Below are 22325 nucleotides of genomic sequence, written 5' to 3'. Positions count from 1 at the left end.
ATTAAACGTTACTTTATTAAATGATATTAATTATTTTCTAGTAAATTTTTGGTAATTTGCTCGGCACTTATACCAAGATACTTCTCGACCTCAGCAGTTGAACCATGGGGGATAAATTTATCTTCATACTCGAAGCTAATGACGCTTATATTTGAAATTTTATTTTCTTGTAAAAATGCACTTATTATCTCACCAATACCGCCTTTTTTGGCACTATCGCTAAAGATGTACCACTTTTTAGTGCGTTTTGTGAGATCCAGTAAAAGCTCACTATCAAGTGGTTTTGCAAAGACAAGGTCAACTAATACCACATCAAGCTTGTCAGCTAGTAAATTTCTAACCAAATTTGCCCTACCAACGCCGTTGCCATAGCCTAAAAATACAATATCACTATTTGCATCAGCTAAAATTTCACCCTTGCCAAACTCAAGTGGCTGAGCTTCAAACTCATCTCTTAAGATAAACGCTCCACGCGGATATCTAAATGCGCTAACACCCTTGTAAGAGTAGGCAAACTCCATAACATTTTTCATAGTCTCTTCGCATCTTGGGGCAAAAAGAACCATGTTTGGCACAGCATTTAAAAAGCTAATATCAAACGCACCTTGATGCGTTTCGCCATCTTCGCCCACTATGCCCGCCCTATCCATCGCAAAGGTGATATTTAAATTTAAAATAGAAGCGTCATGAATGACCTGATCATAGGCTCTTTGCATAAAAGTCGAATATATCGCGACAAATGGCTTAAAGCCCTCTTTTGCCATGGCTGACATCGAGGTAACTGCGTGCTGCTCAGCTATCGCCACGTCCCAAAAACGATCTGGAAATTCTTGTATCAAAGCATCCATGCCAGTGCCTGTTGGCATAGCGGCTGTGACACCTACAATATCACTATGCTCTCTTGCCATCTTTAAAAGCTGTTCGCTAAAGATCGCAGTGGCTGACTTGTTTGACTGTCTTTTGATAAATTCGCCACTTTTTAGATCAAATGGCCCAACTCCGTGCCAATTTTCATAATACCCCTCGGCAAATTCATATCCTTTACCCTTTAGCGTCTGCACATGCACGATGACTGGCTTTTTCATACTTTTAGCTGTCTCAAAGGTACTAAGAAGCGCCACCAAATCATGCCCATCAACTGGGCCTATATATTCAAGTCCAAGCTCTTCAAAAAACATGCCTGGAGTAATTAGCCTGATACCCTCCTCCATGCGCCTAGCCATATAAGCTGCTGAATCTGGCATATAGCTTAGAAATTTCTCAACTCTGCCTTTAAATTTTTGATAAAACTGACCTGCCATCATCTGGCTTAGATACTTACTAAGCGCGCCAATGGGCTTACTAATGCTCATCTCGTTGTCATTTAAGACGATAACGCAAGGGTATTTTCTATCGCCCAGCTCATTTAGCGCCTCGTACGCCATGCCGCCACTTAGCGAGCCGTCACCTATGACAGCCACTGGCAAGCGATCTTCGTTTTTGAGTTTTATCGCCTTTGCAGCACCTACTGCGAGCGATATGGATGTCGAGCTATGTCCTGCTACAAAGTAGTCAAATTTACTCTCGCTTGGCTTTGTATAGCCACTGATGCCATTAAATTTTCTAAGCGTATCAAAGCTATCCCAGCGCCCAGTTAGTAGTTTATGTGCATAGCTTTGGTGGCTCACGTCAAAAACAAATGGATCTTTTGTGACGTCGAAAATTTTATGCATTGCAACGATGATCTCAACCGCACCGATATTTGAGCTAAGATGTCCGCCATTTTTACTAACAGTGGCTAAAATTTTATCCCTGATGTCATGACAAAGTGCATTTAGGTCATCAACATCTAAGCTTTTTATGTCTTTATTCATTATTTACCAACATTTTTAGCTTTTCTAGCCTTGTTTGCATTGTTGCATCAATATTTCCGCCATCACTTATAATAACCACGCCACCTTTGCTTATAGCATCATCAGCGCTTATTTTGACGTGTTCATTCTTACTAAATTGCTCTTTTATATATTCGCTATCCTCAGGATTTACGCGAATTTCTATATTTTTGACGTTACTTAGCTCTTTTATAAGCGAGCTTGCTAAATGATGAGCGATCTGATTTGAAGAGGTTGAAATTTCTTTATCGATTACTTCTTTTGCGATTTTTATAGCAGTTTGCCCGAGCTCTTCTTCGATCTTCTTTAAAAACTCATCAAATTTAACGTACTGCTCATCTAGCTTTGCAGCTGAAGTGTTAAATCTAGCCTCTAACTCATTTATCCTTGCTTCATTTGCTGCATTTGCCTGGGCGATACCCTCATTTTTACCATCTTCTTTTGCACGAGAAATTTCAGTCTCAAGGCGTTTAGCAAATTCGCTCTCTTGATTTTCTATTTGCATTTGAAGTTTAATGATGTTGCTACTTAGCTCGTCTGTTTTTTTAAGCAATTCTTCAATAAAGCTTGACTCGCCTGCTTGCTGTATTTGTTGACTTTGAGCCTGAGAAGCAAAGTGGTTTTGTGGGCTTGCTTGTGTTTGGTGGCTAGCTTGAGGAACAAAATTTTCACCCTTTTGCCCAAAATTTTGCTCGCTTAGCTCTTCACTAAGATTATTTTCTTCTATCAATACAGGAGCACTATCTGCGGCTCGCTCTCCAACTCCAAGCACCTTAAATCTGTAATTTTCTATAAAGTGAGCCGGAGAAGTCTCACTGGTTATTACGCTGCTTTTCATTCTATCATCTCATCTGCCTCGCCGACTTGGAATACACCTTGATCAGCTAGAGTTTGCACTGTCTCCACTATACGCCTTTGGGCCTCTTCAACATCTTTTACACGCACCGCGCCAAGATATTGCATCTCCTCTTTAAAGGCTTCTGCTGCACGCTGAGACATATTTGATAAAAATTTATCCTTTATGCCATCGCTTGAGCCTTTAAATGCGACCATAAGGTCTTTTTTATCGACATTTTTAAGAATTTCTCTAATCGCAGTTGCGTTAAGGTTGATAATATCTTCAAAGGTAAACATAAGCTCTTTAATCGTTGTTGCAAGTTTATCATCGCTTTGTTCGATGCGTTCGATCGTGCTTTTACTAGCTTTTTGTCCGAGTCTATTAAGCACTTCTGCCACAGCTCTTGGACCGCCAACTTCAACTTTGTATGATGTAAGACTTTCGAGTTTACCCTCAAGCACGGTTGAAACACGCTTAATTACCGATGGGCTAATATCACCAAGATTTGCCATTCTAATGACAACTTCACTTCTTAGCTCATCTGAGAAGAAGCTAAGCGTTTCAGCAGCACTTGTTGAGTCCATGTGAGCTAGTATTAGTGCTATGGTTTGAGGGTGCTCTTTTATGATAAAGTCTGCAAGCTGTTGTGGTTTTATCTTATCAAGATAGCCAAAGCTTTTTGAGTTTTCCATGCTTTTTGCAAGCTTGTCTAAAATTTTCTGAGCAGCCTCTGGACCAAATGTGCGGTATAAAATTTCTTTTGCGTACTCTAAACCGCCACTTCTCATATATTGATTTGACTGCATTAGCGCGTAAAATTCTTCTAGCACGGCACTTGCAACTTGTTTGTCTATATTTTTTGCAGTTGCAATATAGCCTGAAATTTCAGTGATGACATCAACATCCATGTGAGAAAATATAAGAGCAGTTGCCTCTTCGCCAAGCTGAATCAGCAAAATAGCAATCTTTTCAGGCATCGATAGATCATCATAAATCATTTTTTGCTTGTCATTTAGCTTTATTGACATCAAATTTCCTTACGCATATTAAAGTCGCTGTCATTTTTTACCATATCTTGAAGTAGCATTGCTATCTCTTCATTTCTTTCTGTGATGACCGCTCTCATTTTCTCAAGTAAAACATCATATTTTAGTTCATCTTCATTAAACTCGCCACTAAGCCCTAGTTGTTCTTCAACCTTTTTGCGAGCAGCTTTAAATTTCTCAAGTGTATCTTCAGCATCTACCTCAATATCCTCAAGACCATCTTGAACTTGTTCCTCTTCTTCTTTTGTCTCTTCAAGCATCTTTTGCATAAATGGCACAATGACTTTTTTGTAGAAAATATAAAGCAACAATGCTGCAAAAATATATTTTAATAGCGGCATAAATGGCACTACATAGTTATTCACAAAGCCATCCATCTTCTCGCTAGTGCTTATATCTTTGCCAGTTTTAAACTCAAAGTTATCTAAGCTTACTTCATCGCCCCTATTTTGGTTATAGCCGATTGATTGTTTGATTAAATTTGTGATTGATTCTCTTTGCTCTTTGGTAAGTGGGGCAAATTCAAGCTCGCCAGTTGGCTTGCCGTCGCTATCTTTTTTACTCTGATAAAGCCCATCTATAACGACAGCTGCACTTACTCTGTTTATGCTAGCAAACTGCCCTTTAATGCTTGTTACTTTCTTTGAAATTTCATAGTTTGTCTGCTGTGAGCTTTTGTTGTACTGCTCTTTTAAAGTGCTGTCATCTAGCCCTTGAACAGGGCCAATGTTGCTAACCGCACCTGGGACACCACCTACTTCATTTGGTGCTGAGCCTTGACGCTTTTCTTCGATATTGCTTTCGCTTCTAACGACGTTATTTGGGTCATAAACTTCACTTTTTGTATCTTTTTTGTCAAAGTCAAAGTCAATATTTACCTTTGCTACGACCTTATCTGCTCCGCCTACGATAGGAGCTAGCACATTTACGATCTTTTGCTCGTAATTATTTTCAAACTCACGTTTATAGCGTATCTGCTGAGCTATAGCCTCACTATCAAACTCACCATCTTCATCGCCAAGTGCGACTCCGTCTTGATTTACGATTTTTACATTTTCTGTGCTCAAGTTTGTAACAGAGGCAGCGACAAGGTTTTTAATACCAAAAATTTGCTTCGCATTTAAACTAACGCCTGGTTTTAGCTCAACGACAATAGAAGCGGTCGGCAGTGCTTGTCTTTCAGTAAAGACGCTCTCTTTTGGTATGGCTATTCTTACGGTTGCTTTTTGGATAGAAGAGAGACTCTCGATCGTTCTAGCTAGTTCGCCCTCAAGCGCTCTTTGAAATTTTACTCTCTGCTCGGCATCAGTCGCTCCAAATTCTTGCTTGTCAAAAATTTCAAAGCCGATTTTACTCTCTTTTGGTATTCCAAGCGTTGCAACAGCTATGCGCTCTTTATAGACATCGCTCGTTGGCACAAGGATAGTGCCTTCGTTTGCTAATTTATATTTAATGCCATCTTTGTTTAGCTGATCAAGTATTAAGGCAGAATCATTTGGGCTAATATTTTCAAAAAGGACGCTGTAGCCTGCAAAATTTTCATTTTTGCTTTTATAAAGTGTTAAAAATACCAAAAATGCCACGACCAAGACGATCGAGCTAGCTGCAACTATTTTTTGCTTTAATGAAAGCTTTTGATAAATTTGACTTATTTGATGAAGTAATGCTTTAAAATCCATATTCCTACTTTAAAATTTGCTTTAATTCTTCAAAAACTCTATCATTTTGCCAGCTAAGGCCGATGGTGATTCTCACCGCATTTAAGGCGTAGCTTTTTAGATCTCGCAAAATTATACCCTTTTTTAGCATCTTTTCGCATATCTGGCTTGATTTTGGCTCGTTAAATTTAAAAGTTATGAAATTCGTATAGCTTGGGATAAATTCTATGCCATTTTGCTTTGCAAATTCTTCATATCTCTTCATTTGCTCGAAGTTATTTTGCATGGTTTGCTGCACAAACTCATCATCTCCAAGTGCTACTATCGCTGCTCTTAAGCTTGGAGTTGTGATGTTAAACGGAGCTCTTAGTTTTGAAAGAGCGCCTATGATCTCTTCATTTGCCACGCCGTATCCAACGCGCATGCCACCAAGTGCATAAGCTTTAGAAAATGTTCCAAGATAGATGGCATTTTTAAATTTCACCACCTCGCTTGGCTTTATCTCTTTTTTGCTATCTTTAAATTTTGCAAATTCATTGTAGGCACAATCAAGCACAACAAGCGTATTTTCATCAACGCTTTTTATAAATTTAAAGACCTCATCTGCGTCCAAACACTCGCCCAAAGGGTTATTTGGCAAGCAAAGAAAGATGACAGAAATTTCATCTTTATACGCATTATAAATTTCTAAAAACTCACTCAAATTATGCTCCACACTCTTTGTGCGGTAAATTTTAGCCCCAGTTTGTTTTGCATAAATTTCATACATCGCAAATGTCACGCCAGCCATCAAAACACCACTTTGTTTGTTCGCCTTTGCGTGAAGCGCGTATTCTATGATCTGGTCGCTTCCAGAGCCGATGATTAGATTTTTGCTAGTTACGCCAAATTTCTTAGCCAGTCCCTCTTTTAGCTCAAAGTAGCTATCGTCTGGATAGAGATGCGCTTTTTTAGCAACCTCTTTTAGCGCCTCTTCTACACGTTTGCTAGTGCCAAAAGGATTTTCGTTGCTAGCTAGCTTTATCACATCTTTTGCCTCGATGCCAAACTCTCTAACCACAAGCTCAATCGGCTTTCCAGCCTCGTAATTAACTAAATCATCTAAAAAATCATTAAACTTCATTACTCTTCTCCGTTTAAATAACTCCCTAACCAGCTTATCTCAGCACCGCTCTCTTTTGCTAATTCAAAGGCATTTTGCACCTTCTCATCGTCGATATGCCCTTCAAAATCAAGATAAAACATTGACTTAAACTCGCGTTGCTTAATAGGGCGTGACTCAAGTTTTGTGATATTGATATTTTCATTTTTAAAGATAGAAAGCAGATCAGCAAGGCGTCCCGGACTATGATCAGTCTTTGCAAGGATCGAAGTTTTCGAGTTTTCAACTCTTGCGTTTTTAAAATCGCTAAGAATGAGAAATCTCGTTCTATTTGCCATATTGTCTTCAATCGTCTCATAAACGATCGGTACGTTATAAATTTTTGCTGCGATCTTTGAGCAAATGGCAGCTGAGTTTCTATCCATTGATGCCATATATGCAGCTGCTGCGGTTGATTTTGCTGGAACAAATTCAATTTCGTTTAGCATATGATCTTCTAAAAATTTACGGCATTGATTATACCCTTGCGGATGTGAATAAATTCGCTTTATCTCTTTTAAATTTTCATTTATGCTAACAAAGCTGTGATGGATATCCACATAAAGCTCAGCAACTATTTTTATATCACTAAATTTACTCAAACAATCAAGCGTAGCGCCAACAGCGCCTTCAGTGTTGTTTTCAATAGGCACAACGCCGTATTTTGCCTCTTTTTGAGCTAGCTTTGTAAAAACCGCCTCGATGGTCGCAAGTGGCAAATATGAACTCATCGCACCAAATCTACTCTGAGCCGCCTGATGCGTGTAAGTGCCTTCAGGCCCTAGATAGACGATCTTTTGAGGCATTTCTAAATTTCTACTTACAGCAAAAATTTCAAGATAAATGGCTTCAATAGCAGCTTTATTTAAAGCTTTGTCTTTGCTAAGACTAGTTAAGCGGTTTATGATAGCTCGCTCACGCTCAGGACGATATATAGGCGTTCCGCTAGTTTGTTTTAGCTTGCCGATTTGTTCAACTAAAATCATCCTTTCATTTAGTTTATTTAAGATGAGATCATCGATCGCATCGATCTCTTTTCTAAGCTCATTTAGCTCTTGCATCAGCGCTCTCCAAAAATTCTCTCTCAAGTGCCACGACATCTTCAAAGCTCTCACGTCTTCTTATGAGTCTATCTTTGCCATCAAGCACGCAAACTTCAGCGGCTCTGTTTCTTGTGTTGTAGTTTGAGCTCATACTAAAACCATAAGCTCCAGCACCTTTTACCACGATAATATCTCCGCTCTCAGACTCTGGCAACTCTATATCTTTTGCTAAAAAGTCACCACTTTCACAAACTGGACCAACCACGTCGCAAACACCTAAATTTTTATCTTTTCCGCAAACAAAAATTTCATGATGAGCACCATAAAGGCTTGGCCTAATAAGATCATTCATCGCACCATCAGTTATGACAAATCTCTTTTTGCCGTTAAATTTTTCATATAAAACGCTTGCGACAAAGTAGCCAGCATTACCTACAATAAAGCGTCCTGGCTCGCATACGATAGTCACGTCTTGACCCTTTAGCGCAGCTAAAATTCCTTGAGCGTAGTCGTATAAATTTATCTCTTTTTCATCGTTATAAATGATGCCAAGTCCGCCACCAACATCAAAGAATTTGATATCAATCTCAAGTGCTTTTAGCTCTCTTAAAAGCTCGCTAACGATATTTGTAGCATCGATTATCGGGCTAAGCGAAGTTAGTTGCGAGCCGATATGAAAATGTATACCAGTTGGATCAAGAGAGTTAGAATTTTTAGCGTGGATGTACATTCTTTTGGCTGTTTCCGCATCAACGCCAAATTTATTTTCATTTAGCCCTGTCGAGATATATGGGTGAGTTTTTGCATCGACACCTGGATTTACCCTAATGCTAATTCTTGCCTTTAAGTTTAGCCCTTTTGCGATCTTTTCAAGTCTTAAAAGTTCAGCAAAACTCTCGACATTTATGAGTAAAATTTCATTTTTCAAAGCCTCTTTTAGCTCATCATCGCTCTTGCCAACGCCACTAAAAATGATCTGATATCTCTTTGCACCTGCTAAAAGCGCTCTTTTTACTTCGCCAATGCTAACACAATCAAATCCAGCTCCAAGATCAGCTAGAAATTTTAAAACACTTAAATTTGAGTTTGCTTTCACCGCATAGCAAATGAGAGATTTTCTAGCAAAAAATGCATTTTTTAGTGCTTCATAGCGGTTTTTTATGTGGTTAAAATCATAAATGTAAAGTGGGGTTTTGTATCTACTTGCAAGCTCTTTAAAATCCATAAAATAGCCTTTATTAAAATGGCTTGATTTTACAAAAAGCTTGCCAAAATTTGGCTTAACGATGCGATTTTATGAGATAAATGGCGTATGCAAAAAGTAAAATAACTGGCAAAACTATACCAATCTCTGGCAAGATCACGGAAGTTTGTGCAAATTTTGCAAGAATAAAGAGCAGCCCCCAAACGACAAGAGTTATCACAACAAAGATAAAAGTAGAAAGTGCAAGATTAAAAAATCTACCAGTTACAGGCAAATGATAGTAAAAAATGAGCAACAAAAATGGTGCAAAAAATGGTGCGATAGCAAGGTTGTAAAAAGCTGTTTTTGCGCTATCAAGGCCTATGCCTTCATTCTTAAATGTCTTTATAAAATTTATCGCATCTGGGATATTAAATTTTGAGTTTTCAACGCTAACAGCGCTTTCAATACTCTTTGGCTTAAAGCCTTTTAATGCATCTAAGCTCTCGCTTTGTATTTTATTAAAACCAGCCTCACCAAGCTCTAAAATTTGAGGCAAAAGAGTTTGATTAACATCTTTTAAAATCCACTCATTGTCTTTAAAATTAGCATGATTTGCAAATGTAGTTGAGAGTAAATTTGTGCCATTTATCTCAAAAATTCTAACATCATTTGCTATTTGATTAACAGAATTTAGCTCCTTTATGTAGATAAATTTGCCTTCAAATTTTAAAAATGAATCATTTGTACTTTTTGAGAAAGCTGTATTTTTAGCGATACTTTTTTGATAGTCGTGCGCATAGGCAAATGGAGTAAAATTTAAGCCAACATAAAAAATAGTTACAAAAAGTGCAATAAAAAATGGTGGAAAAATTAAGTTATTTTTACTAATGCCAAGCGCATAAAAGCTGATTAGCTCGTTTGTCCTGACCATATTTACATGCAAAATTATTAGTGCAAAAATAAGCGAAAGTGGCAAAACGTAGCCAATAGCACTAAGCGATGTAAGCCCAACATAAAGGAGCTGAAGGTTTGCAGATGGCGGCAGATCTTTTAAATTTGTAAGTAGATCGATACCAACATAAAATAGTTCAAGCGCTAAAAATACGATAAGAAAAGATTTTATATAGACCCAGCCAACGTATCTGGCGTATAGTTTCATTTGATAAGACCTTTTTTTACCGTAAATTTTTGCGAAATTTCGTTAATGTCGCTCTTTAGTAGCTCACAAACTGCATTTTTTGTGTAGGCCAAAATTTCATCTAAAGCCTTTTTTTCCTCATCACTAAACTCTCCAAGAACAAAATTTTTAGCATCACCAAGGTGCCCAATGCCAACACGCACCCTTTCGTAGTCGTTGCCTATTAGTCCATCGATCGATTTTATGCCGTTATGCCCGCCGCTACTACCGCCTTTTTTAAATTTAACTGCACCAAAACTAAGATCAAGATCATCATGTATTACGATTATTCTATCTGGTTTATAAAAGTCTTTTACCGCTTTTACACTTTGTCCTGAGAGGTTCATAAAAGTTGTTGGTTTTAGCAAGATAATGTCGTTAAATTTAAAAACTTCGCCTTGGAATTTGGCTGAGCTAACATCTTTGTAATTTGAGTCTTTTAGGAGATCTATAAGCATAAAGCCTATATTATGTCTAGTGTTTTCATATTTGGAGCCAGGATTTCCCAGCCCCGCTATTAGTGTCACAAAAGCCCTTTTTATTTAGCTTTAATAACTCCAAGTACCGCAACACGGTCAGCGTCGATGATAGTGACGCCTTCTGGAGCTTTGATATCGCGAACTAGGATAGTATCGTCAATGTCAAGCTTGTTTACATTTACCTCAAATGAATTTGGTAAATTTTCAGCTGTGCATTTTACGCAAAGACGTCTTTTCGACTGGATCAAAACGCCCTTGTTTTTAAGACCAATAGGTGTTCCAACTGGCTTAACTGGGATCATATATTTTGATAAAACGCCAGGAATTGCTACTTTTAGATCTACGTGTTTAAGATCGCTTGTAACAACATCTCTTTGGTAATCAACAATAACGACATTATAAACCTTTCCGCCTACTTTTACATCAAAAGCAAGGCTCTCTTTTTTGCGCGCTTCTTTAATAAAGTCATTTACTTTAAAAGCAGCTGCAACATTCTCTAATCCCTTGCCATAAATGTTGGCGATTAGATAACCATCTCTTCTCAAAGCCTTTGCAGACTTCTTACCGATACTCTCTCTAACGATTCCTTCTAACATCGTTTTCCTTTCATAAAAAATAGGTGCTGATTCTATCCAATACTTTATAAATTTCAAATAAAGCTTACTTGGGAATGATCGCTTTTTCTATTTGTATTATTAGTTTAGTTCTTTGTTTAAAGTGATTTCATAATATCATCAAATGCTGATACAAACTGCTTTAATCCATCCTTTAGCAATTCTTTATAAATAATATTTATGTCTATATCATTATTTTTTATAATTTGAAAAAAACTTAAGATATTTTCTTTACTAGGCACATTTTTTATCTCTGATTTTGCTTTGATAAATTCTTTTATAGTTTCGATTGGTGCTGTATTGATGGAGTTTTTATACATTAGTTCTCTAACGTAGTAATCCCCTCTTAGTCCACCACCTTTTACACCTGTACTTGCAAAAAGTGTTCTTACATTTTCTAATCCAAAATCTTCAATCATGTGATATATATTTGCAGCATTCATGATTCCAACCTGTCCGGTAGGCAAACTCTTTGCAGCCATTGTATCGTCAAGTTTTCTATCAAATCTACTAACAAAAACACTTACTACACCTTTTGGCATAGTTGTATTTACGAAGCAACTCGTGTAAATTTTAGAACCTTCACTAAAAGCCTCAAGACATTGTTTTGCTTGATCTGGAGAAAAAATGAGTGTTGCATTTACACTAATACCCTTTGCCATAAGTGCACTCATTGCCTCATAGCCCTCTTTTGTGGCTGGAATTTTTATCATGACATTTGGCATTGAAATTAAACTGTGAAGCCTCATGCCTTCTTCTATTGTAGCAGCTGTATCTTCGCATAAATTTGGATCAACCTCAATGCTAACAAAGCCATCATCTCCGTTTGCATAGTGCTTTAGCATCTTACATGCAGCGATCTTTATATCTTGTGTCGCTAAAATTTCATAAAGATCTTTTGGATGACGTTTATTGCTACTTTCTATAATCTTTTTGTAAGCTGGCGAAGTAAATGCTGTTTTAAAAATAGCTGGATTGCTTGTTGCTCCGTTTATAACACCATTTTCTAGCATGGTACTAAATTCATTTTGTACAAAATCTCTTTCTATAAAGTCACACCAAAGAGAAAATTTAGCTTCATTATCGTACATTTTTTACCTTATAAATTTTAAAATTTCACGCAAATCTTTGATATCTACGCAATGTGTCGCCTCTTTTTTTAAAATTTCTTTTGCGCAAAAGGCGATCTTTATATCACATTTTCTAAACATCGACACGTCGTTAGCTCCGTCACCAACGCACATAATCTCACTTTTTTCTAAATTTAATAGCCCTTTTAAGCGATCTATCATCTCACCTTTTGAGCTACCAAACATCATTTCTCCACCAACTTCACCAGTCAAAACTCCATCTTTATGATGCAAAATATTTGCGAAATTTGCATCAAATTTAAGTTTCTCTTGCATGACGTCAGTTGCTATGTGAAATCCGCCACTAAAAACCACGATCTTGATACCTTTTTGCTTTAAAGTACCGATTAACTCGCTGGCTCCTGGCATGATGGGTAAATTTTTACAAATTTCATTTGCCTTTGAAAGTGGCATGCCTTTTAAAAATTTTACCCTTTTAGTAAGGCTTTCAAAAAAATCAAGTTCGCCGTTCATCGAACGTTTTGTTATGCTGGCTACCTCATCGCTGGCATTGTTGACAGCGGCGAGAATGTCTATCGTCTCGCCGTCCATTATCGTAGAATCAAAATCAAAAACACAAAGTTTTATCAAGATGAGTCCTAAAAATCACGTTTTAAAAGGCTTTCAACCTTTAAAATAGTAAGGATATTTTGATCACGTTTACCAATGCCATAGATCATGCCTTTGTCTTTTACTAAAGTCTCTGGTGGCGGATCAATCCTATTACGGTCTATTCTGATGGCCTCAGTCAAGCGGTCTATCACAAAGCCAGCGATATTATCCGCATCTTTCATAACGATATATCTTGTGCTTGGGCTTTGTTTTGTGACATTTAGTGAAAAACGCTTACGCAAATCAATAAGCGGAATAACATTTCCGCGTAGGTTAAACACGCCAAGAACATAATCAGGCACACTAGGAACACGTGTATATTCAATAGGTTTGATTATCTCTTGGATATTTAAAATAGGTATCGCGTACTCTTCCTCACCGACAACAAATCCTACTAGCTGAACTATATCCTCATTATTTTTTAACTCAGGACCATTCATTTGCTGTTTTTGTTTGCTTAAAACTTGATTTAGTTTATTGTTCATCCCTTACCCCTAAGCTAATTTTATATTCTTTCTAACGACATTTTCTAAGTACTCGGCTGAATATGGTTTTGTAATATACTCAGTCATTCCAACTTCTACACCACGCAATCTATCTGTTTTTGACGTCCTTGATGTAACAGCAATAAGTGGTAAATTTCTATACTTAGAGTATTTTCTAATTTCGCCAGCTAGTGTATATCCATCCATTCTTGGCATCTCAATATCTATCAAAATCGCATCAAAGGAGTGTTCTCCAGATTTTACGATATTTAATGCCTCAACACCGTTTGTGGCTTCTATTATCGTTACCCCAGTTGGTTCAAGTGCTTTTTGCATGATAGTTCTATCCATTTTTGAGTCATCAACTATCAAGACTTTATAATCACTTGGTTTTTCCTTTGCTTTTGTGCTATCTTCTATTTCGGCTCTAATGTCTACCTTGATATCTTTTGCCATCTCCATCATAGCACCAACATCTATAATCAATGTCACACGGCCATCACCTCTAATAGTCGCACCGGCAATACCTGGGATATTTTGTAAATAATCACCCATTGATTTAATAACAATCTCTTCTTGTCCAACCAAAGTATCGACGATAATACCTAGTTTTGCTTCAGCAACACCGATTATTACGACATAAGTTTGATCTCCACCATCAAATGCTTTTTCTACACCAAATACATCAGAGAGTCTAACAAGAGATAAGACTTCATCTCTTAGTCTTAGTACATTTTTGCCATCGATCGTGTAGATATCATCAATCGGCACGCGAACAGTTTCAAGAACGCTAGCAAGTGGAATAGCATAAAATTCTTCTTGAGTTCCAACAAGTAGCGACTGAATAATCGCAAGTGTGAGTGGAATTTTAAGCTTCATAACTGTGCCTTTTCCAACTTCACTTTCAATATCAATGATACCGTTTAGTTTTTCGATATTTGTCTTAACAACGTCCATACCAACACCACGACCAGATACGTTTGTAACTTTTGCCGCAGTTGAAAATCCTGGTCTAAAAATAAGTCCAAATGCCTCTTTTTCACTCATCGCATCAGCTTCGCGTTCAGTGATAATGCCTTTTTCTATCGATTTAGATTTAAGCATGTCAGCATCTAAACCCTTACCATCATCAACTATCTCAACAACGATGTGATTACCTTCATTGTAAGCTTTTAGCTGAACAAGACCTTTTTCTGGCTTGCCTGCAGCCTTTCTTGTCTCAGGATCCTCGATACCATGATCGCATGAATTTCTGATGATGTGAACTAGTGGATCGCCGATCTCTTCTACGATTGACTTATCAAGCTCAGTCTCTTCACCTGAAATTTCAAGATCGATTTGCTTACCAAGGTCGCGGCTAAGATCGCGTATCATACGTGGGAATTTATTAAAGACTTTTGCTATTGGAAGCATTCTTGTCTTCATAACGGCAAGCTGAATGTCAGTCGTAACTAGACTTAGGCTTGAGACTACTTGATTTAACTCTTCAAGGAATTTCTCACCCTCATATCTCTCTTCCACGTCATCATAAATTTTTAATAAGCGGTTTTTACCAAGAACAAGCTCACCGATTAGGTTCATCAAATGATCAAGTCTTTTTACTTCAACGCGTATAGTTTGTTCCTGCGCTACTGCACCACTACTTGCTGCTGGGACCTTTTTATCTCCCTCTTTTTCTTTACTCTCTGCTTTTGCAGCTGGAGCTGAAGTACTACTTGCAGCCGGGGCTATCTCGCTAGGAGATTTTGGGGCTATACCTTTTGAAGCACGCCTTGCTTGATCCTCAGCCTTTCTAACCTTTAAGAGTCTTTCTATCTCTGCTTCGACTTCTGAATCACTTAGCTTTGAAAGCTCAGCATCACTTATCTCTGGTGCCTCTTCGGCAGGCGTGGCCGGCTCTGGCTCTTTTGCCGGCTCTGGTGTTGGCTCAGATACTGGCGTGGCAGGAGCTTCAGGAACTGCTGCTGGAGCCTCACCTTCAGAAATTTGAGTAAGTCTTGCGCAAATATTTTTAATATCAATGCCAGCAGCCGTATCATTTCCATGATCTCTAATGCTACTTAACAAGCCTTTCATCATGTCAACTGACTCAAGAACTACGTCCATAATGTCTGGAGTGATCTTTAACTCACCTTTTCTAGCTTTATTTAAAACATCCTCCATATGGTGAGTAAGCTCTGTTAAAACATCAAAATTTAAAAAGCTTGAACTACCTTTTACTGTGTGAGCAACACGGAAAATTCTATTTAATAATTCCAAATCTTCAGGGTTTGACTCAAGCTCAACAAGGTCGTGATCTATCTGCTCAATAAGTTCGAAAGCCTCTATTAAAAAGTCTTCCATTATTTCTTTCATATCATCCATGTTTCACCTCATTTTGCAGATTTAGAATGTGCTTCAATAACTTTTAGCACTTCTTGATAAAATATGCTTGCATCAAATTTTGTAAGATACGCCGCACCACCAGCTTCTTTGCTCTTGATTTCACTAAAATCATTACTCAATGAGGAGTTAAATACTATTGGAACTTCTTTAAATCTTTCATCATTTTTAAGAGTTGAAGCAAAGCGGTAGCCATCCATCTGTGGCATTTCGATATCACTTAAGATAACTCTAAGCTCTCTTGATAAGTTATCTCCATATCTTTGATAAAGCTCTTCCATTCTCTCCAAGCCCTCAACGCCATTTTTAGCCTCAACTACGCTAAGTCCCATCTTCTCAAGTGCATCTTTTACTAGTTTTCTAGCAGTTGAGCTATCATCTAAAACTAAAGCAGCACCTTTTAATTTTTGATCGTCTGTTACATCAAATTCGATCTTTGGTGAGTAAATTCCAAGCTCTTCTACTATGCTTTCAAGATCAAGAATAAGCAAAACTTCATCATTTTCTATTCTTGTTACGCCTGTTATTTTACCTTTGTCTAAAGCGCCAGAACCTGAAGCAAAATTTGCAGGCTCGATATCTTTCCAGCTTATACGCCTGATCCTTTTTGCCTCATGGACGATAAAACCGATCAAAATACCACTAAACTCAGCAATAATAACACGTGGCTTTATAACTACGCCTTCAGTTGGCTCGATAATATTCATCCATCTTGCCAAATTTATAACAGGGATCACCACGCCCCTTAAATCAAAAATTCCCTCGATATACTCGGGAACGCCAGGAAGCTCTGTAAGATTTGGCATCTTAATGATCTCCCGCACCTTTGCGACATTGACTCCGTATATTCCTTCATATACTTTGTTTTCGGTCTTTTTAAAGATACGAAAATCAACAAGTTCCATCTCGTTTGAGTCCGTTTTTAGTACGTTATCTCCAAACATCAATGTCCTTTCAAACTCATTTTGAGCAAATTTAATTTTTGCTGGGCGTATTCTACAACAAAATAACTTTGCTCACATGCAAAACAAGGTAAATTTATATAAAACTTATCGTAAATGTTAAATTGCTCGCCTTGATGATAGTGTCCTTCTATCACAATGCCGGCCTCATATCCTTGCAAATGCTTGCTCATTAGCTCCTTAAAATTAGGAATTTTATAGTCTAAATTTTTCTTGGTAAGTTTTGCTAATATCGCTTTTGATATTTTAAAATTTAAAAATTTATCCAAAGCATTCATAAATTTTAAAAACCATTTTAAACGCAAAAATCTAAGTGCATATTTATCTACAAAAGGTAAAAATATATCGCCATGCGCGATCTGGACGTGCTCTTCATTGATCATTTTGAAATTTGCTGGCTGATCGTAAATATCATAAACCATAACGCTTTTATAGCGCAGCATCTCGTGCCCATCCCAAATTTCTCTTGTTTTATTAAATAAATTTGAAAGTCTAAAATCGTGGTTGCCCTCGAAGTAAAAAATTTCTACCTTTTGTGAAATTTTATTTATAAGGCTTAAGTGCTCAGCGTAAAATTCTCTTGTGTATTCGCCCTCGCCCGTTAAAAAATCAAACATATCGCCTAATAAAAAAATTTGTGGCGGCTCTTTGATCTCCCCGCTATCAATGGCTCTTAAAAATTTTAAAAAGCCATTTCGGTTTACATTTTCATGCGCATCAGCTATAAAGATCGCGCCTTCTTTTATAATGGGGGCATATAGATATTCGCTCAAATTTTGCCTTAATTAAAAATTAGCAGAGCCAAAAAGCAGTTTCTAGCTCTTTGTCCCATCTTTTTAGTCAAATTTTATAGGCTTATAGCAAATTTTTACAATCTCAACATCGCTTCTGCCTTTTGGTAAATTTAGCACTACCTCATCGCCCTCGGCCTTGCCCAAAAGCTGCTTTGCAAGAGGTGAGTTTATCGAGATATAGCCTTTGTCGATGTCGCTTTCACTAATGCCAACTATCGTATATGTATGCTCTATTTCGGTTTCCTCGTCCATTATCGTAATACTTGAGCCAAACCTAACTCTATCGTGCTCGTAGCTACTTGGATCGATCACTTCAGCATTTGCCAGAAGCGCGCTTAGCTCTGCGATCCTAGCGTCTATAAAGGCTTGCTTTTCTTTTGCTGCGTGATACTCAGCATTTTCTTTTAGATCGCCGTGGCTTCTTGCGATGTCGATCTCAGTTACTATTTGAGGGCGTTGCACCAGCCTTAGGTCTTTTAGCTCAGCTTCTATCTTCTCATATCCGTGCATTGTCATTGGTTCACTCATTTTTTTACTCCATATTCTTTAAAATTTTTACTACATTTTTACTGCTGCCATACCCTAAATAAGTCCTTAATTCATCGCAACCTTTTAAAAATTTCTGCCTATCGCAGCACTCATAAGCTCTTAGCAAATTTTCAGCCGTTGCAAACTCTTGGATAAATTCCTCATGAAGTGGCTCTTTGCCCATGAAGTCAAACATTATATTTGCAAGTCCTGCATGCTTGATCTTTACAAATTTCCTAGCAATGAAAACGTCTATGGCTTTTGCCTTGTAAGCTAGCACAAATGGCGTACCAATGAGCGCTGCCTCAAGCGTAGCAGTGCCAGAGCAAACAAAGGCAAAGTCACTATCGTACAAAGCTTCAGGCGTGTTTGAGACGACCTCAAAATTGCTCACATCACCATAGATTTCACCCACTTTATCAAGCAAAAATGGTGGCACAACAAGCAGCCTTTTTGCTTCTATCTTTTTAGCAAGCTCTCTATAAACTGGCATCAGTCTTGAAATCTCTGACCTTCTAGACCCCGGCAAAAACGCCACTTTGCCACTGCTACTTATGCTAGTTTTTTTTAGCCTTATCTCATCCATCAAAGGATGTCCCACGTAGGTCGAGCGACTATAAAATTTCGCATCAAATGGCAAGATCGAAGCTAGGTTGTCACAATACCTCTCAACCGCGCTCACTCTTTTTGGCTTCCACGCCCAAACTTGAGGCAAGATGTAGTATGTCACGGCTGCTTTTGCACCAGCTTCTTTTATCGCCTTTGCAAGCGGCAAGTTAAAGGCTGGACTGTCTATTAGCAGCACCGCATCAACCTCTTTTGCCATCTGGCTCATCACTTTTATCGCCTTTTTTGCTTTAAAGATGAGCGGCAAAACCTCGACAAAACCCATCGCTGAAAACTCGCTACTTTTCATATATGGCGTGCCAAGCTCTTCGCTAAAAATTCCCATTAGCTCAAATTCACCCTCGAAATTTTTCAAAATTTCTTTTAAATGCAAATTTGCCGATGGCTCAAGAGCGGAGACTAAAATTTTCATTTACACACTTTCATCAGGTCTTTTTTTAGGGGCATTATACGCAAAAATTCTTTAAAATTTTAAGAAAGCTGTGATAAAATCCAGGCCTTTAAAGGATAAAATTTGAAAGAAATTTTGATAACAAATGACGATGGATTTGAAGCGACTGGCTTGCTTGCTTTAAAAGAAGCTTTAAGCGAGCTAGATAGCGTAAATGTCACGATCGTAGCTCCAAGCTCTGAAAAATCAGCCTGCGCTCACTCTTTGACGCTCACAAGGCCTCTTAGGTTTATAAAACTTGATGATGGCTTTTTTAAACTTGACGACGCAACGCCCAGCGACTGCGTCTATCTCGCACTTCACGCACTTTATAATAAAAAACCAGATCTAGTGATAAGTGGCATAAATCACGGGGCAAATTTGGGCGAAGATATCACCTACTCTGGCACGTGTGGAGCGGCGATGGAGGGCGTTTTGCAGGGCATTAGAAGCATCGCTTTTTCGCAGTTTTATGAAAACAACTCACTAAATGAACTTGGCTTTGAGCTAGCAAAAGAGGTCGTGAAATTTATCGTACCAAAGGTGCTAGAGGGTGAAATTTTACTAAATCAAAGAGAATTTCTAAATGTAAATATCCCGGCTGTAACTAGCAAAAATTTCAAAGGCTACTCCGTAGTGCCAGCTGGCAGACGCACCTACGCCACGCATGCCACACTTAATCGCAACCCAAGAGGCATCGAGTACTACTGGCTTGGAAATGCTGCGCTTGAATACGAAAAAGGCGAGCCAAGTGACATCAGCAAGGTAAATGAGGGCTTTGCGACGATAACGCCCATAAAACTAAATATGACTTCATACGAGAGCTTGGAGAGCTTAAAGGGGAAATTTTGATGCAAAATGATAGATTTACGAGGATAAGATGGCTCTTTGGCGAGGATGGTTTTAACAAGCTTCAAAGCGCAAAAGTGCTAGTTTGCGGAGCTGGAGGCGTTGGCGGGATGTGCGTGGATGCACTTGCTAGAAGCGGGGTTGGGCACATCACTTTAATCGATAAAGATATCTTTGACATTACAAATCAAAACCGCCAAATTTACAGCGAAAACGTGGGCGGTGTAAAGGTGGAGGAATTTGCCAAAATTTATCCTTGCATCACGCCTATTCAAGCACTGATTACACCAGAATTTATTGCTGGTTTTGACTTTAGTAAATTTGACGTGGTGATCGATGCGATCGATGATATCACTGCTAAGATTGCCCTTGCAAATGCGGTAGATCCTAGCAAATTTATAGCCTCGATGGGTGGGGCAAAAAGGATCGATCCAACTAAGATAAAGGTGGCTAGCGTGTGGAAAACCTCGGTCGATCCGCTAGCTAGAAAATATAGATATGAGCTCAAAAGATCAGGCTTTAGCGGTAAATTTGATGTGGTCTTTTCAACAGAAGAGCCACTTTGCAAGCCACTTGGAAGCTTCATGGGCGTGACTGCTTGCTTTGGGCTAAATTTAGCCTCATTAGCTGTTAAAAAGATAGTTGAGCAGTAAGTCTAAAATTATAGGCAAATTTTAAAATTAGAGTTAGCGCGTCACGACTATAAAATTAATAGCCAACTCTGCAAAATCTAAATTTAACAATCTGCGATGAGCATTTATAAATTTTAAAAATTTCGTGAACGAGTAATTTTAGTAGTCAATTCTTAGGAGTGAATGGAATTTTAAAATTTGAAAATGGAGTAAATTTAAGTCTTTGTCTAAAGAGTAGCTAAATTTAAATTAGCCAGCTGCAAATTTAGCAGCCAGCTAAAATTTTAGTTTTTATGGATGCGAAGGTAGCTATTTAGTGCACCAACATAGGCTTTTGCACTTGCCATCATAGTATCTATGTCAAGTCCATGGCCTATTACAGCCGTTTTGCCCTCAAACTCGACCTTTACATCAACCTTTGCAAGTGCGTCTTTACCTTGAGAAACAGACGCCACTTTATAGTCTTTGAGCGTGCCACTAATGCCACTAATGCGATCAACTACCTTAAATATCGCATCGGCAGTACCATTTCCTAGAGCTGAGTCGCTGATAATCTCATCATTGTGTTTTATGCTAATTGAAGCACTCGCAAGGCTTCCGCCGCTACTTTGAAGAAGAGCCGTGATCTCATAAGCTTGTGGAATTTTTGTAATCTCTTCAGCCACAAGAGCTCTAATATCATCATCAAATATCTCTTTTTTCTTATCAGCTAGCTCTTTAAATTTTTCAAATGCCTTATTAAGAGCATCGCTATCAAGGTCAAATCCAAGGCTAGCAAGCTTATCTTTAAACGCGTGACGACCGCTATGCTTACCTAGAACGAGAGAATTTTTCTCAAGGCCTATACTCTCAGCGCTAATTATCTCATAGGTCTCTTTGTGTTTTAGCACGCCGTCTTGATGTATGCCACTCTCATGAGCAAATGCGTTTTTACCAACGATAGCTTTGTTTGGTTGAGGCTCAATGCCTATAATACTAGCAATCAGTCTTGAAGTTGGATAAATTTCTTTTGAAATAATGTCTGTATAAAGTGGAGCAAAGACGTCTTGGCGAGTTTTAATAGCCATCACTATCTCTTCAAGCGCAGCATTTCCAGCACGCTCACCTATGCCATTTATCGTGCCTTCAACCTGCCTTGCACCAGCTTTTATAGCCGCTAACGAGTTTGCTGTAGCCATGCCTAAGTCATTGTGATTATGCACAGATATTATGGCTCTATCGCCTACAAATTTTACTATTTCACTAATGCGAGCAGTTATCTCTTCAGGATATAAATAACCAACTGTATCAGGAATATTTAAAGTTTTTGCACCCGCATTTATGGCAGCATCACAAATTTCTTTTAAAAAGCTCATTTCACTTCTACAAGCGTCCTCGCAACTAAACTCCACATCATCGCAAAAGGTTTTTGCGTATTTTATAGACTCGACTGCACGTTTTATTACTTCATCTGGGCTCATTTTTAGCTTGTACTCCATATGAATTGGGCTTGTCGCTATAAATGTATGAATTCTCTTATTTTTAGCTGGAGCCAATGCCTCGCCAGCTGCCTTGATATCACGCTCAACTGCGCGTGCAAGAGAGCAAACTATGATATTTGAGGCTTGCTTTGCTATTTGATTTACCGCATCAAAATCTCCTGGGCTTGCCGCTGCAAATCCAGCCTCCATAACATCCACGCCAAGCCTTTCAAGCTGAAGTGCGATCTGTAGTTTTTCAGCTGTATTCATCGATGCACCAGGGCTTTGCTCACCATCTCTTAAAGTCGTATCAAAGATTATAATTTTATTCTTATCCATTTTTGTCCTTTTTTTATTTTTTATATTTAAATTTTAAATTTG

21 protein-coding genes are annotated in these 22325 nt (G+C 38.2%); 2 read left to right on the top strand and 19 right to left on the bottom strand.

The genetic code is table 11. The features are described from left to right. Positions 1-26: 26 nt before the first annotated feature. From dxs to lpxB, 18 genes are all read right to left on the bottom strand, one after another. The gene (dxs, locus tag FZ949_RS02680; RefSeq protein ID WP_103580487.1) at positions 27-1853 is read right to left on the bottom strand and encodes a 1-deoxy-D-xylulose-5-phosphate synthase; all 1827 of its coding nucleotides are present in this window, start codon (positions 1851-1853) and stop codon (positions 27-29) included. Then, the gene (fliH, locus tag FZ949_RS02675; RefSeq protein WP_103580486.1) at positions 1846-2709 is read right to left on the bottom strand and encodes a flagellar assembly protein FliH; all 864 of its coding nucleotides are present in this window, start codon (positions 2707-2709) and stop codon (positions 1846-1848) included. The genes dxs and fliH overlap by 8 nt, the downstream gene beginning before the upstream one ends. Then, positions 2706-3737 (bottom strand): flagellar motor switch protein FliG, encoded by a 1032-nt coding sequence (gene fliG, locus FZ949_RS02670; RefSeq protein ID WP_021091747.1) that lies wholly within the window; start codon positions 3735-3737, stop codon positions 2706-2708. The genes fliH and fliG overlap by 4 nt, the downstream gene beginning before the upstream one ends. Then, a complete protein-coding gene (fliF, locus tag FZ949_RS02665; protein WP_103580485.1) occupies positions 3737-5434 on the bottom strand; it encodes a flagellar basal-body MS-ring/collar protein FliF in 1698 nt (565 codons plus the stop codon). Before fliF ends, fliG begins: the two co-directional genes overlap by 1 nt. A 4-nt stretch (positions 5435-5438) precedes the next feature. Beyond that, positions 5439-6536 carry a histidinol-phosphate transaminase gene (gene hisC, locus FZ949_RS02660; protein ID WP_103580484.1) on the bottom strand — a complete coding sequence of 366 codons (1098 nt, stop codon included), beginning with the start codon at positions 6534-6536 and terminating at the stop codon, positions 5439-5441. Continuing rightward, entirely contained in the window at positions 6536-7615 is a 1080-nt protein-coding gene (gene pheA, locus FZ949_RS02655; protein ID WP_084042224.1) for a prephenate dehydratase, read from the bottom strand. The genes hisC and pheA overlap by 1 nt, the downstream gene beginning before the upstream one ends. Then, positions 7599-8822: a diaminopimelate decarboxylase gene (gene lysA / locus FZ949_RS02650; protein ID WP_103580483.1), complete on the bottom strand. Its 1224-nt coding sequence runs from the start codon at positions 8820-8822 to the stop codon at positions 7599-7601. The genes pheA and lysA overlap by 17 nt, the downstream gene beginning before the upstream one ends. 55 nt (positions 8823-8877) lie before the next feature. Beyond that, positions 8878-9942: an LptF/LptG family permease gene (locus tag FZ949_RS02645; protein WP_103580482.1), complete on the bottom strand. Its 1065-nt coding sequence runs from the start codon at positions 9940-9942 to the stop codon at positions 8878-8880. Next, positions 9939-10487, bottom strand: coding sequence for an aminoacyl-tRNA hydrolase (gene pth / locus FZ949_RS02640; protein WP_103580481.1), 549 nt, complete (start codon positions 10485-10487; stop codon positions 9939-9941). Before pth ends, FZ949_RS02645 begins: the two co-directional genes overlap by 4 nt. An 11-nt stretch (positions 10488-10498) precedes the next feature. Beyond that, positions 10499-11035 (bottom strand): 50S ribosomal protein L25/general stress protein Ctc, encoded by a 537-nt coding sequence (locus tag FZ949_RS02635; RefSeq protein WP_103580480.1) that lies wholly within the window; start codon positions 11033-11035, stop codon positions 10499-10501. 116 nt (positions 11036-11151) lie between these two features. Continuing rightward, positions 11152-12144 (bottom strand): transaldolase, encoded by a 993-nt coding sequence (locus tag FZ949_RS02630; protein WP_148790099.1) that lies wholly within the window; start codon positions 12142-12144, stop codon positions 11152-11154. 3 nt (positions 12145-12147) lie between these two features. After that, the gene (gene serB / locus FZ949_RS02625) at positions 12148-12774 is read right to left on the bottom strand and encodes a phosphoserine phosphatase SerB (protein ID WP_103580478.1); all 627 of its coding nucleotides are present in this window, start codon (positions 12772-12774) and stop codon (positions 12148-12150) included. Positions 12775-12782: 8 nt separating this feature from the next. Further along, positions 12783-13280, bottom strand: a complete 498-nt coding sequence (locus FZ949_RS02620; protein WP_072594427.1) for a chemotaxis protein CheW — start codon at positions 13278-13280, stop codon at positions 12783-12785. A gap of 9 nt (positions 13281-13289) precedes the next feature. Further along, complete coding sequence (locus FZ949_RS02615; protein ID WP_107952764.1) at positions 13290-15644, bottom strand: hybrid sensor histidine kinase/response regulator; 2355 nt, start codon at positions 15642-15644, stop codon at positions 13290-13292. An 8-nt stretch (positions 15645-15652) separates the two neighbouring features. Beyond that, positions 15653-16606, bottom strand: a complete 954-nt coding sequence (locus tag FZ949_RS02610) for a chemotaxis protein (protein WP_021091802.1) — start codon at positions 16604-16606, stop codon at positions 15653-15655. Beyond that, complete coding sequence (locus tag FZ949_RS02605; protein ID WP_148790098.1) at positions 16606-17397, bottom strand: UDP-2,3-diacylglucosamine diphosphatase; 792 nt, start codon at positions 17395-17397, stop codon at positions 16606-16608. Before FZ949_RS02605 ends, FZ949_RS02610 begins: the two co-directional genes overlap by 1 nt. A 63-nt stretch (positions 17398-17460) precedes the next feature. Further along, entirely contained in the window at positions 17461-17946 is a 486-nt protein-coding gene (gene greA / locus FZ949_RS02600; protein WP_021091879.1) for a transcription elongation factor GreA, read from the bottom strand. Positions 17947-17950: 4 nt separating this feature from the next. Beyond that, entirely contained in the window at positions 17951-18985 is a 1035-nt protein-coding gene (gene lpxB, locus FZ949_RS02595) for a lipid-A-disaccharide synthase (protein ID WP_103580475.1), read from the bottom strand. Between the two features lie 102 nt (positions 18986-19087). Between lpxB and surE the strand changes: the two genes are divergently transcribed. Continuing rightward, the gene (gene surE / locus FZ949_RS02590; protein ID WP_103580474.1) at positions 19088-19855 is read left to right on the top strand and encodes a 5'/3'-nucleotidase SurE; all 768 of its coding nucleotides are present in this window, start codon (positions 19088-19090) and stop codon (positions 19853-19855) included. Beyond that, positions 19855-20505, top strand: coding sequence for a tRNA threonylcarbamoyladenosine dehydratase (locus tag FZ949_RS02585; protein ID WP_103580526.1), 651 nt, complete (start codon positions 19855-19857; stop codon positions 20503-20505). The genes surE and FZ949_RS02585 overlap by 1 nt, the downstream gene beginning before the upstream one ends. A 263-nt stretch (positions 20506-20768) precedes the next feature. Here the strand turns inward: FZ949_RS02585 and FZ949_RS02580 are convergent, their stop codons facing one another. Next, a complete protein-coding gene (locus tag FZ949_RS02580; RefSeq protein ID WP_103580473.1) occupies positions 20769-22283 on the bottom strand; it encodes a 2-isopropylmalate synthase in 1515 nt (504 codons plus the stop codon). Between the last annotated feature and the right edge of the window lie 42 nt (positions 22284-22325).

Origin of the sequence: Campylobacter concisus (genome assembly GCF_902460545.1) — a bacterium.
GTDB classification, from domain to species: Bacteria; Campylobacterota; Campylobacteria; order Campylobacterales; family Campylobacteraceae; genus Campylobacter_A; species Campylobacter_A concisus_AE.
Note: the sequence above shows the minus strand (reverse complement) of the source record. Positions and strands in the feature narration are given on the sequence as shown.